Below are 15665 nucleotides of genomic sequence, written 5' to 3'. Positions count from 1 at the left end.
CTGCCTGTGATAAGGCTGCAGACAGGCTTACAGCGCATCCTGCTCATCGCCGGTTCAGCGGCTGTTTAGCCGCCGTTTTTGCCGGACTGCATCTGTTCGGCCATTCTCAGCACCTCAGCCAGCTCCTCGTCGGATATGCTGGATGTTTTCCCCTGTGAACCTTCCACGATAGGAATCTCCGGCTTGGCGCGTGCCGGCGTACGTCCATAGCTGCGTCCGGTGCGCTTGGAGGTGCCTGCCGCTCCTTCTTTGCCTTTCAGCTTGGCCTGATCACTGATACGCAGATCCAGCTTGTTCTGCTCCTGTACATAACGGACAGCCTTCTCATACGTATTGACCTGCTGATTCAGCATATTCGTTACAATCCAGTCCACGAACTTGCCGCTCAGGCGCTCGCCCGGCTGGGACATCTTGACGGCCAGCAGGTAATGAATAAGCACATTCATCACTTCTTCGGGCAGCTTATAATTAATATCGATATGCTCGAAAATATCATTAATACTGTTTGGTACACTGCCCGGATAGAACATTTCCAGCATCCGGGTGTACGGTTGGTTGCGCAGCATCATATTGTACTGATGAATATCGCATTTGCCGGTAAACTGTCTGGGCACTTCCAGATAGTATTCCATCTCCACTGCGTGCTCCACCGGCAGATCCTGCGGCTCTTCGCCCGCTTCCTGCTGGTGCTGCTGGCGCAGGGATATCACTTTGGCTTCGTGGATCTGGCGCTCTTCTGTCCGTTTTTTGCCCTGACGATACTGTAGATTCGCCCGGCGCTGGATCTCTTCCTCGGCCAGTTCGCCGTCTGCGGTGAAGATCCCGTCCTCATCCAGTATTCGGCAAATATCCTGGATATCCAGCTTGTATTTATAGGCGATATAACTCAGTACATTCATCTGTTCCGGCTGAAAGCGCAGCTTTTCCACAAACTGCCGGTTGCGCGATCCCCGCGGGAAATAACGGATAATATCCGCATAGTTGATCAGATCGTCCTCACTCAGCTTCGGCTGGTTGCTGCGAGTCTGCGTACTCACTTCGGTCAGCGCCTGCTCCAGTTCATAATCGATCACATGCGTATTAAGCTCAAATATATCATAGAACGGCTGTGAAATATTTTCTTTCTGTACAGACTGGCTATCCCAGCCCTCCGGCTGCTTGGCGAAAAACTGCTCTCGCAGCGACAGCACAGCAAACTTGCCAATCTTGTCCCGCAGCAGCAGTGTCAGATGCTGTGTCCGGAAAAACTCGCCCGGTGACAGCGGCTGCTGCAGTTCGTATTCATATATATAGTCATCCTCATTCGGAAAATAAACCCGGCTCGTCTGGAGCAGACCGACTGCTTCCAGCAGGGATGCCTGTTCCATCAGCTGCTTACGTCCGCGTTCCCCCGGTTCCAGACCAAGCGTAAGAAACAGACCACGCTGCTGCTCCACTGGCGAATAGCCCACCTGCTGAGCGTTCAAATGATCACAGAGCAGCCGATACAGACTGATGGCGAACGCTCCGGTGAGCGGCTGGTAGACCAGGTTCAGCATCCGTTCGTCCAGACTGCCCAATCCAAATTCGCGGTATACGCAGTAACGATGATTCTCTGTAAAATGAAGTAAATTCTTGATGCGCATATTCCGCCCCCTTTCTGCTGCACCCATTTATACGGAATTCTATTCTACCACAAAACATTCATTTTCCACTCTGAAAATAAAGTGAAAATATGGGCGGAATAACCACTGTGCTTCAACATGATCTATTGTTTGCGGGAATGCACATCAATAACATTTTTTTAGATGAAGCAACGATGAACAGAGTGTGAAGTGAATTGCTCTGCCCCACCGGTTCGGTTACAATAATAGGGTCAGGTTTTGCAGACCGGGCGCATGGATTGAACAGCTGCGCCTTATTATATTCCCGGAAATACACGGTTGACCAACTTACACATACAGGAGTGATTTCTTTTATGAACGAAGCTGTAGCTACACTGGAAGGCTGGTACGCACTGCATGATTTCCGTACGATCAACTGGACGGCATGGAAAGCTGCCGATGATGAAGAACGTGCGGGTGCACTCGAAGAATTGAACGCGCTTATCCATCAATGGAACACGATCAGCGCAGAAGGAAGCGGCAGCACAGCGGTCTACAGCATTGTCGGACAAAAAGCCGACTTTGTAATGATGCATCTGCGCGAGACGCTCGAAGATCTGAATCAGATTGAGACCGAATTTAACAAAACGACTTTTGCCCGGTTTACGGAAAAAGCATACTCCTATGTCAGCGTAGTCGAGCTGAGCAGCTACATGGCCGGCAAGAGCGAGGAAGATCCAATGCTGAATCCGCAGGTGGTCGCCCGCCTCAAACCGGCATTGCCTGCTGCCCGCTATATCTGCTTCTATCCGATGAACAAAACGCGCAACCTGAGCGATAACTGGTACATGCTGCCAATGGAAGAACGCCGCGAGATGATTCGCAGTCACGGTCTGATCGGCCGCAGCTACGCCGGCAAGGTCAAACAGATCATTACCGGTTCTGTCGGTCTGGACGACTGGGAATGGGGCGTCACCCTATTCTCCGATGATGCCCTGCAGTTCAAAAAGCTTGTCTATGAAATGCGCTTTGACGAAGCCAGCGCACGATTTGGCGAATTCGGCGCTTTTTATGTAGGCAGTCTGCTGGACAGCGATAAATTTGAAGAAATGCTAAAATTGTAAATATTGCATATGCCCGGTAATTAATGCAGATTGATTACTATTCATCCCATAACCTGTACCGATCCCCTATATTCCGGATCATGTACAGGTTTTTTTATATAAATGGACAGACTCTGCAAGCCCATCTTTCCTACTTGCCTATTCTCTTTTTTTGTAAGTGTTTTCTTTCAAATAAAATCCCTAGCAATATATTTGGTAAAAAAGGCTCAAATTCCGAAAAGTTTGCGTCGAATAATGTAATATTTTCCAGATGTCTTGACGATATAAAATTAAAATCATTGATACTTACCATTATTTTACGGAGAAAAGAGAAAGAGGGAGATCACATGTCTTTAAAATTCAAGTTGATTCTACTCGTCATTTCAGCAGTCGTTCTTATTGCCGTACCTGTAGGTGCCATTGCTCTGTATGCGCTTAACAAGGAAGCAACGCAGTCCGTGAACAATGAATTAAAAGGTACAGTAAAAACGGCCGTAAGTCAGACAGAAGGCTGGATTAATACCAACAGCAAAGTGCTGGAGACGATAGGAACATTTATTCAAGATAATATCCCCATTGATCAGGTAACTGTCAAGCATCTGGAAGTATACAAAAGCGAGCTCAACAATGGGACCATATCCGATCTATATTTAGGTCTTGATAACGGTGCTCTCGTAGATGGGAGCGGCTGGATACCGGATGCAGGATATGATTCTCGCCAGCGTCCCTGGTATATAAATGGGTTGGCCGCCAACAAATTGAGTGTTAATGATCCTTATCTCGATATATCGACTAACAAATACTCTGTACCCATTACAATGCCCCTAAAAGATGAAAATGGAAAAGTTGCCGCCATACTTGGAGAAGATATCTATCTTTCTACCATTACTGAATATATCAATTCAATTAAAACATCGGGCGGCTTCAGCTTCCTGCTCGATCGCAACGGAAATGTTCTCGCTCATCCGAATACCGAATTTGTTAATAAACTGCTGGCCGAGCAGGCTGATTATCAAAATGTTGCCTCTTCCCTGACTGCCAACAATTCCGGGTTGGTCTCCTACAGCTACAATGGTGACCCACAGCTGATATATTATCAAAAGCTGCCAAGAACCGGCTGGACGATCGCCACTTCCATCTCCGAGAAATATGCTTTCGCTGATTATGTACAGTTACGCAATAAGATTACTCTTATTCTAATTGTACTGACTGTGGCATTGTCTGCATTCGCTTTTGTAGTCGCATCTCGTATCGTAAAGCCTCTGAATATTCTCAAAGAAAACGCACAAAAACTGGCCGAAGGCGATCTCACTGTACAGGTTCCAGTCAAAGGCAAGGATGAAATTGCCCAGCTGGGAGCAGACTTCAATACCATGTCTGCCGCTCTGCGCAATCTGATCCAGACCGTCTCTCGTTCTGCCGAGAATGTAAATGCCGCTTCACAGCAAATGAACAATAATGCCTCCAGCTCAGGAGATATCGCCCAGCAAATCTCGACCGTTATTGAAGAAATTGCCCGCGGTGCCAATGACCAGGCCGAATCGATCCAATCCGGTGCCGAGATGGTAATGACCATGACCCAGTCGCTGGAGCAGGTATCCGCTCATGCCGGACAGGCTGCCAACATGATCGAAGAAGTCAATGGAGCGATGACACGCGGTACGGATGCTATTACTCAACAGAGTGCGCTATCCCAAGCAGGTCAGGAATCGACCAAACGCGTAGAGTCCTCCAACTCCCTGCTTATCGACAAGCTGGAAGAGATCGCCAAGATTACGCAGGTTATTCGTGATATCAGCAGCCAGACCAACCTTTTGTCCCTGAACGCTTCCATTGAAGCCGCCCGTGCCGGTGAGCATGGACGCGGATTCGCCGTTGTCGCCAGTGAAGTGCAAAAGCTCGCCGAACAGGCTTCCCATTCCGCTTCCGATATTAGCGCCCTGCTGACCGAACTGCAGGATGCCGGCAGACAAAGTTCTACTGTACTCGCCTCCTTCCGGGAGACTACAGTACAGCAGCAGCAGTCCATGAGCGAGACACGCGAGTCATTCGAACAGATCCGCAGCTCGGTCGATGGGATTATCGGCAGAATCACTCAGGTATTGTCCGGTGTTAATGAAGTCCAATCCGGTGCCATTCAGGTATCCGATGTCATTACGGGCCTGGCTGCCGTAGCCGAAGAGAGTGCTGCCGCTACCCAGGAAGCTGCTTCTTCCACTATTGAACAGACCCAGTCCATTTCCAGCATCTCCACTTCGTCCAAGCGTTTAAGCGAGAGTGCCAATCATCTGCTCCAGGAGATCGGCCAGTTCAAAGTGGATGAGCCAGCCGGCGATACGTCTTCCCGGTAACATCAGGTCAATTTCACCCGCATTCCGATCATTGATTTCATCCGGAAATAGCCAAAGCTGAATCAACACTTCAACCCTAGTGCTTCAATTATCATCAATCAGTAATCGTTACCCTTATCCCTCTTGCTCTGTTCTCTCCTGAATAGACTGTTACAAATACAAAAAGAGCAGGCTCCTAAGCGGAGCCTGCTCTTTATCTGTATCTGCATATCATAGCATTATTCACGGAAAGTCGGGTTATTCAGCAGTGTCCTCATTTTTCAGAGAAGCGAGATACTCCTGCTCTTCCCGGTCACGTGCCCGGCTTTTATCCTTTAACCGCTCAATGGCCGGCTGGATCAACAGATCCACTTCCTGCTGGATCACATAAGCCAGATCATAACGGCTCTGCTCTTCCAGAAAGGAACCGGCTTCCATCAAGCCGTTGTAACGGTCCAGCTCGTCACGCGTCAGCAATCCACGTACCTGAACGCTGCAATGACGCATCTTACAGGAATTTACCTTTTTTCAGTGCCAGCGATACGCCACCGATGATGAACAGCCAGCGGATATCAATGACTTTTTTCAGCTGTGCAGCTACCCAGCCCTTAAGTTTGCGGTCGCCTACGATACCAACAGCTTCGCCTTTACCCAGGGAAGCGACAGTACCTTTGTTGCTGAATACGAATTTCTTCGGTTGTTGTCCACGGATGGCAGCCAGAATGTTCTGTGCCACGACCGGTCCCTGCTGCATGGAGATCTGTGCAGTCGGAGGATAAGGACGTCCTTCCGGGTTGAACATCAGTGCGCTGTCACCGATCATGAAGATATCATCATAACCTGGTACATGCAGATATTCGTCGATTTTGACACGGCCGCGCATGGTTTCGAAGCCAGCTTCTTCCACGACACGGTTACCACGGATACCACCTGTCCATACGACAGTGTTCGCCGGGATTTTCTCCATGTCGTCGCCGACAACTACGCCGTCCGGCTGACATTCTTTGATGGCTACGCCAATACGGAAAGTAACGCCTTTGTTTTGCAGTACTTTCATTGCGTATTCTACCAGTTCAGGATCGAAGCCTGGCAGTGCCGTTGGAGCAGCTTCCACGTTGTAGATTTTTACTGCGGAACGGTCGATACCGTGTTTTCTGCACAGATCGGCCACACGATCAGCCAGCTCGGCTACGAACTCGATACCTGTGAAGCCGGCACCGCCGACAACAAAGCTCAGGCGCTCCGGTTTTTTATCGGTTTTGTAAGCCACGAATTGGCTTTCGATATGCTCGCGGATTTTGCGAACAGAGTTGATGCTGCGGATCATCATTGCATTTTCCATCATGCCCGGGATACCGAATGTTTCCGGCTCGCCGCCCAGGGAGATAACCAGGTAATCGTAAGACAGTGTACCGTCTTCCAGGATTACTTTTTTCTCCTGTGGCAGGATTTGTTTGACATTGGATTTCACCAGATCGATTTTGAATTCGTCGATCAGTTTGGAGATTGGCACATATGCGTTTTCTTCAGCGTCCGTACCTGCTGCAGGCATATGCAGATGAGTGGTGAAGTAGTGATACTCATGACGGTTCACCAGGGTCACGTCTGCCTCATTATAGTTCAGTTCTTTTTGAAGACGTTGTGCTGTCATAATACCGCCATAACCGGCGCCCAGAATGACGATTTTTGGAATGCTACTCATGTCTGTTTTCCCCTTCCAATTGTTCAATTGAGCATTAGAAAATGCTGAATCATAATGATATTCATTACGTGCATTATCCAGCTGCCCACTTACGTTAGAAGACAGACAGTCAGACACTGCACTGAAACGATATAAATTATTTAACCAAACCTTGGATAATGGTTCTTCATTCTGGCAGAAACTTGTATATAAATTTCACGGAAGCGCTAGAGTGCAATTGTGAAAATATACACAACAGGTGGCAGAAATAAAGACGATGTCTAGTTAATGCTATACGATATGTCACATTATATTGTACCCTTTATACTCCATTTTTTCAAAAAAAATTTGCTTTTTTTTCAAAAAAATGTCCGTTTTCTGTCACAAACCATTATCGACACAACTGAAATGATAGCTATTTTCGCTGAAAAGATCAAGAGAAAATTTAATTTTCAGTATATTTCATGTAAAATTTAATCATAATTTTTCAGAAAGCGACTGAAGCGATCCTGCACTTCACAATATTGATCATTTCCTTCCTTTGAAAATCGTTCTCAACCGATTATAATGATAAAAGATTTGCATGTATGTCCTATATTGAAGCATCCGGCACTCGCTTGAGTGCTCTGCTTATAGACTGTGATTTCACTACTTATGGAGGTGTGGTACGGTGACATCTACAACCACCGGAGAAATGAGCGATATCCTTATTATTGGCGGAGGTCCTGCAGGCATGTTTGCCGCTTTTTATGGCGGTATGCGTCAGGCATCTGTCAAACTGATCGAAAGTATGCCTCAGCTGGGCGGACAGCTCGCTGCCCTTTACCCTGAGAAATATATCTATGATGTGGCCGGCTTCCCGAAAGTGACTGCACAGGAACTCGTCAACAATCTGCAGCAGCAGATGAATCTGTTCAGCACAGATATCCGTCTGGAAGAAAAAGTGCTCAACGTGGAGAAAAAAGGCGACCGCCACTTTATTGTAACGACCGATAAAGGTACGCATGAGAGCAAAGCGGTCATCATTACCGCCGGTGTGGGCGCATTCGAACCACGCCGTCTGGAACTGCCCAATGCAGCCCAGTTCGAACAGACCAACCTGCACTACTTTGTCAGCGACCTGAGCCGTTTTGCCGGTAAAAAGGTACTGATCAGCGGCGGCGGCGACTCTGCTGTCGACTGGGCACTGATGCTGGAACCTGTCGCAGCCGAAGTGACACTGATTCACCGCCGGGACAAATTCCGCGCACATGAGCACAGTGTAGAGAACCTGATGGCTTCCAACGTCAAAGTCATCACGCCGACCGAAATCACCGAGCTGCATGGTGAAGAGCGCATCGAGCGTATTACTCTGGCTCACGTGAAGTCCGGTGAGACCCAGGAGATTGAAGTGGATGATGTTATTATCAACTTTGGCTTCCTGTCCTCGCTCGGTCCGATCGCGGAATGGGGCATTGAGATCGAGAAGAATTCCATCGTCGTCGATTCCCGTATGGAAACGAATGTGGAAGGAATCTTTGCTGCCGGTGATATTACGACCTATCCGGGTAAACTGAAGCTGATTGCCGTCGGTTTTGGTGAGGCACCTACAGCGATCAACAATGCCAAAGTATATGTGGATCCGGATGCCAAACTGTCTCCGGGACACAGCAGTAACATGAAGCTGTAAGATTGATTTGCACAGCGGCATCCTGGCTACGAACGGCCCGGATGTCATTTGCAGCCTGAATAAACAGAAGCGCTGCTCCTTTCCATCATTGCGACCGGACAGGAGCAGCGCTTTTTTTCTGGATATCAGCGGCTGCTGAGAATCCAAGATGGTGTTATGTATATTTTGGAATAAGCCCGGGAATGCGCTGTTCTACCGAATAGCGGCGTGATTGCCTGCTGCTGTATATTTCTTTCTGTCAGCGCTTCCGATGTTGCCAATTTGTTCACCTTTTGCTTGGATTTGCGGCCGATTTTTATCGTATAGTAATAAGAAGTTGTTAAAATTAAGTTATCCCAAATCGATTTTAATTGCAGACTGTTTAAATAAAGGAGGTCTACCGGCTTGAGTGTTGGCGTATACTTTACCCTTCGTTTGATTATTTCACTTATGCTGCTCGTTATCGGCGGCATGATGGTAGCGCTCGGAAGCAAATTTTTCAAACAAAACAGCAAAGCTGCGGGCACAGGTTTTATTATTTTCGGAGTGCTTGTTATTTCACTGGCTGTGCGTGGTGTCATGCTTAGTTTTTGACCGATCGGTTGACTGATTACCGTTATGAATATGGAGGTGTGGCCTTGTGCAATGGTTGGCAATGATTACGATGCTGATTGATCATCTGGGCTATGCCTTTTTTTCCGATGAGCGGTATTTGCGCATTATCGGGCGGATTGCCTTTCCGATCTACTGCTATCTGCTGGTCGTCGGATACCGGCATACCCGCAATGTGAATAAGTACATGACCCGGCTGCTCATCATCGCACTGGTGTCCCAGTTCCCGTTTATGTTCGCTTTTAATATTGAGAATCTGAATGTAGTGTTCACCCTGCTGATTGGACTGCTGCTGATAATGCTGCTTGACCGCATACCAACGAAGCTGTTCCCTCTGTCGATTGTGCTGGCTGCCGGATTCAGCGCTATTGCCGAACTGCTGCATACGGATTATGGTGCTTACGGCATTTTGCTTATTCTTATTTACAGGTATGTACCGGGTTATATGATGGTACTGGCGCATTTTGCGCTTACGGTTATTTTCATACTGGCAGGACATATGAGTCTGATCCAGATCTACAGCATCTTCTCTACGCTGCTGATCACGGCCGGTACGGAACTGCGCCCGGATGTCAGACTTATAGCTCCTCCGCGCTGGTTATGGAGGGCATTCTATCCCGCACATCTGGCGATCATTGCCATTATAGTTCAGGGCAATACTTACGGTTATTTTAATCTTTGATCAGGACTTTGCGGAGAGATTTCCGTATTATCGGCAAGGAAATCCGATACGTTTCCTGCCTCCCTGCAGTAACGAAAAACCGGGATTTTCATTGTTCCCGGTTTTTTCTATTTTTATATAAAAAAGCTATCGCCATATGCACAGTCATAGAGTATAATCTTTACCGGAACAATTCCGCCGGTGAGGCGGTTTTAATATAGGAAGGGGCTCCTCCATGAAATCCAATAAAAAACATACGTTGACCGAAGACATTCACTTTTTTACCGCCGGGCTATCCGGTAGCCTGATTATTGTGTGGCAGGAAGATCCTGCTGGCGTGTATTGTGAAGTCGGCCGAGGGTATGTAGAAGCCTATACGAATAAATATGTGCGTGTACGCAATCTGCAATCCGGTACCAAGAGTCTGTACAGCCGCGATATGACCATGTTTCAGACTGATTGATCCTTATACTCTATAGATCTTTCTCCTTACCGGCAGCAGTATCTTCTGCTGGCCGTTCAGCCATCTTTTTTTCGTCTATGTATGACGGAGAGAAGATGGCTTTTTGGTTATTCGGACGATAGGCTGTCCACACTCGTGATAAAAAAGATGCAACCCATCAATCGGTATCCCCATAAAAAAAGCCTAAAGCATCATCACTTTCTTGCGATCGCGACTCGTTAGGCTATTATTATTTATTCACCCTGAAAGGATTGTCAGCATACCGCTGCTATGTCCAGATGCAGCCTGCAAATCCTTGTAGCTATACGGATGGCTAATCCAAAATACGCAGCGTGGTATCAATAATGTCGGTTATTTTATGCGGGTTCGTTGTTGTTTTAATCATGGTGCGCAGCCCCAACCAAGCATTCATAAAATAGTGAGAAAGAACCTGGGCATCCAGGTCTGCATTGATTTCACCCTTCTCTTGACCGGCAGCAAGCAAATCACGCAAATATTGTTCTGTTTGTGCGTATCCCTGCTCTACGAATGTTGATACTTCGGGATCAAGTAACCCCAGCTCCACGCCCGAGTTCGCCATAAGGCACCCTGCGGGCATCTCTTTGTTATCTATCGTTGTTTCTAGAAATATTCGCAAAGTATGCTTCACCGGTGCTTGCCTTTCAACTAACAATTGTAATCGCTGCGCCTGAAGAGATTTATACCGCTGCAGTACTTGAATAAATAAGGCATGTTTATCTCCAAACGTATCGTAGATACTTCTTCGATGAATTCCCATTGTATCTACCAATTCCTGCATGGATGTTTTCTCGTATCCCTGGGTCCAGAACAAATACATCGCTTTGTCCAGTACTTCGTTAATTTCAAATTCCTTATGCCTTGCCACTGTCTTCACCTCGCCTATTTATTTATAATAACTATAAGAGGTGCCTGATCAGAAACGATTAATATCTGAAAATAATTAACCCAACTCTGAAATAACCGGATAGATAGGCGCTCTTAAGTTGAAATTATACTCAGGATCGACAATACCTACCGTCTCGCTGCTCTCATAAAGGTCAACCATAAATCCTGCCATTTGCTTGGCTGTATGGTATTTGAGCATATTATTCTCGTAATTGTACTCTTCCATATTATTTGAGACTTTCACAAATTCTGTTTCTGTAATTGCAGGTGCCAATACTTTTGCTTTTAAGTGAGCGCCTTTTAGTGCTAACTCTTTAGCAAGTCCCTCAGTAAATGCACTTACATAATATTTGGACGCAGAGTAGGCTACGCTTCCTACGGCAATTATATATCCCAGTGCTGACGATACGTTGATTAATTGAGTCCCTTCGACATTAGCATAATCTCTGACATACAGAGTAGAAAGAATCGTTAACGATTCAATATTCACTCGTAACATCGTTTCAACTTTGGTTAGATTCTGATCAACGACCAGTGAACCTTCTCCAAGACCTGCATTGTTGATCCATGTTTCGATTTCATAATTTTTCAGACTGTTGTATAGTTCATACGCCTGCTCGGTAACTGAAAGATCACTTGCAACGACGACTACATCCAGGTCTGCATACAATTCTTTAATTTTGGCCTGAAGCTCATTCAGTTTGTCTACTCTTCTTGCCACGATAATCAGGTTTTTTCCTTTGGCAGCAAATGCCAATGCACTTTCATAACCGATTCCTGAGCTGGCTCCTGTAATTACGGTATATTTCATGATTCATGTCTCCCTTAAATTGTATTTTGATTATTCAAGAACGATCATTCTAATTTAAGCATAAAAAACCATTTCTCTTTTCTTCGCGATCCATATGTCACTACCAGACATTCCCAGAATACTCGGTACCGTAGAGAATTGAAGTCGATTAGGGGAAAATCTTTTCAGTGACGCTACATTTATAACACCTCCTTGTCCTAGTTTAACCATATCCGGCATAAACAACTTGGTCATTATTGTTAATGCTTTGATATTTACATCAATCATATTGGCTTCCTGTTCCAAATCCGTTTCTGCAAACGTTCCATACAGACCAAATCCCGTATTATTAATCATATAATCTACAACAATGCCTTTTTCTTTTCATTCCAGAAAATTAGCTTCTGGACACGCCTGTGATCAATACCGTTTTTTCATTGTTATTGCTCCTGTTTCTCTTCCTATGAACGTTCAAATATTTATTAGAACGATCGTTCTAATAATGTGAAAAAATAAACCTTTCGTTTTGCAAATGTTATTGGGTGTGGAAAGTCTTGCTATCATGCGAGTTAGCAACTTCTTATTGAGAACTTTATCATATTGAGAACGATTGGTAAAGAATTATTTATGAATGAGGTATCCACCCAAAATGCTGTTGGTTCGGCTTCTTCTATTCACAAGGAATTCATATTGTGCATCTATACTGTGAATTGTAAGCAGGTCATCCGGCTTGCCCCAACATTCATTCTCCAGGGGGAATATTATTTATGAAAATTATAAAAGTACTAGCCACTCTTACGCTTTCCGCTGCACTGCTGGCAGGATCGCTGACGGCGTTCTCTACAGCCGATGCGGCAGCAACGACCAAAACAACTACTTCTGCAGCAAAGACGGCAGTCAACAACAAGAATGTCATCATTGGCAAAATCAAGTCCATCAGCAGCGGCAAGATAACAATTTATAAATCTTCCACACAGCCAGCTATTCCTTCCGGCACCGAAGGCTCCACGGCTCCCAAGGCAGGCGAAGCTCCGCCAAGCGGTGAAGCTCCTACACCGCCGGCAGCAGGAGAAGCCAAAGCCAATGCTGGCGGTCAGCCTCCTGCCCAGACATTCAGCACAGCGGCTACTACACTTACTACGACCAGTGCAACCAGCGTCGTCAGCGTCACTCATGCGGCAGGCAGCACCAAAACAACCGAGACCCATAAATCCCTTTCTTCCCTGAAAGCCGGTGATATCGTATTTGTCACTCTGGCTTCCGGCAGTACAACCAAAGTCAGCAAAATCGAACTCATGCCTGCCCAGACGACTGCCAAAACAACAGCCAAAGCTACAACCACCAAATAAGCTATCAAAGAATATTCTATTATTCAACGATAATAAATCAGCCATCCGAATTTACGGGTGGCTATTTTTTATGTAATAATCGCTGCGTACCGTATAACGGACGACGGCAGCAATCCATCCCTGATCATTGATAATCATGAATTACTTCTTATAATAACGACTTATCAACTGATTTATATAGCAATTCTATAATCCGTTTTTCATTTCATTTTAAACTTACATTCATATTTTATTCATATTGGGCAAGTAGACTTTACTACTAGCAGCGGTCAGAAAGCCATGCTTATTGGTCCAATCCGGAGTTATCTTGGATAACCGAAATTTGCTTCCTGTATTGCGCAGCAGCTATTTCTTTACCTTTCACTATGTTACTGATCGATTGGCTCTGCCCTCTCGGCGATATTACTGGCAGGCACCATCTCGGCAGCCTCTGTCTCTGCAGCTCCATTAGATGCACCTGGCGGCGACAAACATCCTGTAAAACCAGGTGCTGATACGCTGGCAGCATCCGCTTCTGCAGATACGTATGCGGCAGCCAATCCTCACGACAAAAAGGGGAACGATCCTGCCAAAAAAGCGAAAGTCGATGCCAAACGTCCACATCCTGCACCTGCTGCCGAACCGAAAGAACAGAATGCTCCTGTTTTGCCTGAAACGGTGACTCCGTCATCTTCTGTCTGAATCTTCCGGTAGTGCTGTGTAGATATGTAGTCAAACCATATAGACGATATGCAGCATTCGATCATTCAACAAAAAGACTGTACCGCAGGCATAATGCCCGGTGCAGTCTTTTTACCGAACCGATGGATAGGGTCGATCGACAGTTGTATGCAGTAATCCATTGTTATGTCAGCGAATCGCGGGTAATAAGAAATTATAGACTCGCTCTAAAGCAGAAATCGGGAACAGTCTGTTAGTATGTTTAAGGCGATAATGCACAAGTATATGGATTGCTGGCAGCCTTTGGCTGTTTATCCTATCCTATCCTATCCTATCCTATTCTTACTATCATTTCTAGCCAAAGGAGGGCTTCTCATATCCGGACGTACGCTAGCGATTAGTGATATTCATGGTGAACTGGAACTCCTCGACCGTCTGCTGGATACGATCAATTACCAGCCCGGAGAGGATCAGCTGATTTTGCTTGGTGACTATGTGGATCGTGGCAGTAATTCCCGTGGCACGCTGGATCGTGTCATGCAGCTCACCCGGGACGGCGCGATTGCATTAAAGGGCAATCATGAAGAGCTGATGCATACTGCTCTGACCAGCGGCAGGGAAGCGGACTGGAACCGCTGGCTCAAGGTGAACGGAGGTCTGGCGACGCTGCTCAGCTACGGATTCAGCCGGGAAGAATTGATCACACTGTCGGGCGAGGACTTTCACCTGCCGGATCTGCACTCGGATGCGCTGCTGCAGCATCTGGCATTTATCCGGGAACTGCCGCTCTATTACGAGACATCCGATTATCTGTATGTACATGCAGGTGTTGAACCGGGCAAGAGCGCAGCCGAGACGGCGCCCCGCCAGCTGTTCTGGATCCGGGAACCTTTTCATACCGGCTATCAGGGGAAGCAGCTGGTCGTGTTCGGTCATACGCCCACTTTTTATCTCCATCAGGATGCTGCCAACTTCAATATTTATTACGGGATCAACCGGATTATCGGCATCGATGGAGGAGCCGCCTATGGTGGACAGCTTAATGCGCTGGATACGACGAACGGTATCTCTTATGCGGTGCACAAAAAATAAGGCACAGGGATGTCATTCTCCCTATGCCTTATTTGGATCGCTTGAGTCATTATGCTCCTTGCCTGGTGCTTAGTCCTCGCAAGGCTGAGCCAGTACTTCGTCTTCTTTGCGGGTACGGAAAGAAGCTCCGCAGCCACAGGTAGCAATGGCATTCGGGTTATTGATCGTGAATCCCCCGGCAAGACCAGATTCCTCGTAATCTATTTCCAGACCATTCAGCAGGCCAAGGTCTTCCTTGTTAACGACCACTTTCATCTCCTGAACGTCCATGTATATGTCCTGTTCTGTCTCTTCACTGTCAAAACCCATGGCATAAGAGAATCCGCTGCAGCCGCCGGCACTGACACCCACACGCACAAACAGCCCCGGAATATCCTGTGCAGCCATAATTTCCTTCATACGTGAAGCCGCTGTATCACTAATTGTAATCATTCGTATTCCCTCCTTTTCCCTTTTCATTATACTCTTCTGCCGGTATTGCCTCAAGGATGAATCCCTGCAAAAACCTTCATTTTTTAAGTAATTGTGTTGCCCGTGTCTGATGAGAGGTTTATAATGGATAAGTGAACAATGACGTGAAATGTCGAAATTATGTCAAAAACAATTGCGTTTTTAGCCTTATTTACCGTTGTAACTTTTTTCACAATTATTGTTAATATGGATGACTTCTTATGTACATTGTTGTATATTGAATATTAGGCGTTATTTCAAAACTGATATAGTTGTGTCGAATGTTGTGACAAATCACAGATAACCGAATCATAATATAGGCTTCTATTATTCAATA

The 15665-nt window shown here is 46.4% G+C and carries 15 protein-coding genes; 8 read left to right on the top strand and 7 right to left on the bottom strand.

What is annotated here, in order from left to right:
* Positions 1-65: 65 nt before the first annotated feature.
* Complete coding sequence (locus tag M1D61_RS04735; RefSeq protein ID WP_458121361.1) at positions 66-1625, bottom strand: helicase DnaB; 1560 nt, start codon at positions 1623-1625, stop codon at positions 66-68.
* A 332-nt stretch (positions 1626-1957) separates the two neighbouring features.
* On the opposite strand from M1D61_RS04735, the gene hemQ reads away from it, so the two are divergent.
* Positions 1958-2707 carry a hydrogen peroxide-dependent heme synthase gene (hemQ, locus tag M1D61_RS04730; RefSeq protein ID WP_458121360.1) on the top strand — a complete coding sequence of 250 codons (750 nt, stop codon included), beginning with the start codon at positions 1958-1960 and terminating at the stop codon, positions 2705-2707.
* A gap of 326 nt (positions 2708-3033) precedes the next feature.
* A complete protein-coding gene (locus M1D61_RS04725; protein WP_458121359.1) occupies positions 3034-5037 on the top strand; it encodes a methyl-accepting chemotaxis protein in 2004 nt (667 codons plus the stop codon).
* Between the two features lie 237 nt (positions 5038-5274).
* Here M1D61_RS04725 and M1D61_RS04720 read toward each other — a convergent pair whose 3' ends face one another.
* Positions 5275-5523: a hypothetical protein gene (locus M1D61_RS04720; protein WP_458121358.1), complete on the bottom strand. Its 249-nt coding sequence runs from the start codon at positions 5521-5523 to the stop codon at positions 5275-5277.
* A 1-nt stretch (position 5524) separates the two neighbouring features.
* The gene (locus tag M1D61_RS04715; RefSeq protein WP_458121357.1) at positions 5525-6718 is read right to left on the bottom strand and encodes an NAD(P)/FAD-dependent oxidoreductase; all 1194 of its coding nucleotides are present in this window, start codon (positions 6716-6718) and stop codon (positions 5525-5527) included.
* Between the two features lie 649 nt (positions 6719-7367).
* On the opposite strand from M1D61_RS04715, the gene M1D61_RS04710 reads away from it, so the two are divergent.
* The 4 genes from M1D61_RS04710 (at position 7368) to M1D61_RS04695 (ending at position 10081) form a co-directional block, all read left to right on the top strand.
* Positions 7368-8366, top strand: coding sequence for an NAD(P)/FAD-dependent oxidoreductase (locus M1D61_RS04710; RefSeq protein ID WP_458121356.1), 999 nt, complete (start codon positions 7368-7370; stop codon positions 8364-8366).
* Between the two features lie 384 nt (positions 8367-8750).
* Positions 8751-8939, top strand: a complete 189-nt coding sequence (locus M1D61_RS04705; RefSeq protein ID WP_458121355.1) for a hypothetical protein — start codon at positions 8751-8753, stop codon at positions 8937-8939.
* Between the two features lie 46 nt (positions 8940-8985).
* On the top strand, positions 8986-9639 hold the full coding sequence (locus M1D61_RS04700; protein ID WP_458121354.1) for a TraX family protein: 654 nt from the start codon (positions 8986-8988) through the stop codon (positions 9637-9639).
* Positions 9640-9853: 214 nt separating this feature from the next.
* Positions 9854-10081 carry a hypothetical protein gene (locus tag M1D61_RS04695; RefSeq protein ID WP_017815708.1) on the top strand — a complete coding sequence of 76 codons (228 nt, stop codon included), beginning with the start codon at positions 9854-9856 and terminating at the stop codon, positions 10079-10081.
* A 313-nt stretch (positions 10082-10394) separates the two neighbouring features.
* Here M1D61_RS04695 and M1D61_RS04690 read toward each other — a convergent pair whose 3' ends face one another.
* From M1D61_RS04690 to M1D61_RS04680, 3 genes are all read right to left on the bottom strand, one after another.
* Positions 10395-10967, bottom strand: a complete 573-nt coding sequence (locus tag M1D61_RS04690) for a TetR/AcrR family transcriptional regulator (RefSeq protein WP_458121353.1) — start codon at positions 10965-10967, stop codon at positions 10395-10397.
* A gap of 75 nt (positions 10968-11042) precedes the next feature.
* A complete protein-coding gene (locus M1D61_RS04685) occupies positions 11043-11798 on the bottom strand; it encodes an SDR family NAD(P)-dependent oxidoreductase (protein WP_458121352.1) in 756 nt (251 codons plus the stop codon).
* A 54-nt stretch (positions 11799-11852) separates the two neighbouring features.
* Positions 11853-12134 carry an SDR family NAD(P)-dependent oxidoreductase gene (locus tag M1D61_RS04680; RefSeq protein ID WP_458121351.1) on the bottom strand — a complete coding sequence of 94 codons (282 nt, stop codon included), beginning with the start codon at positions 12132-12134 and terminating at the stop codon, positions 11853-11855.
* A 410-nt stretch (positions 12135-12544) separates the two neighbouring features.
* Here M1D61_RS04680 and M1D61_RS04675 point away from each other — a divergent pair, with 410 nt between their 5' ends.
* Together M1D61_RS04675 and M1D61_RS04670 are read left to right on the top strand one after the other, a co-directional pair.
* Positions 12545-13126, top strand: coding sequence for a hypothetical protein (locus M1D61_RS04675; protein ID WP_458121350.1), 582 nt, complete (start codon positions 12545-12547; stop codon positions 13124-13126).
* Between the two features lie 1035 nt (positions 13127-14161).
* Complete coding sequence (locus tag M1D61_RS04670; protein ID WP_458122407.1) at positions 14162-14878, top strand: metallophosphoesterase; 717 nt, start codon at positions 14162-14164, stop codon at positions 14876-14878.
* Positions 14879-14947: 69 nt separating this feature from the next.
* Here M1D61_RS04670 and M1D61_RS04665 read toward each other — a convergent pair whose 3' ends face one another.
* A complete protein-coding gene (locus M1D61_RS04665; RefSeq protein ID WP_046215828.1) occupies positions 14948-15310 on the bottom strand; it encodes a HesB/IscA family protein in 363 nt (120 codons plus the stop codon).
* Between the last annotated feature and the right edge of the window lie 355 nt (positions 15311-15665).

The organism is Paenibacillus sp. Z6-24 (genome assembly GCF_054161335.1).
The sequence above is the reverse complement of the archived record's forward strand: the minus strand, read 5'-3'. Positions and strand labels throughout refer to the sequence as shown.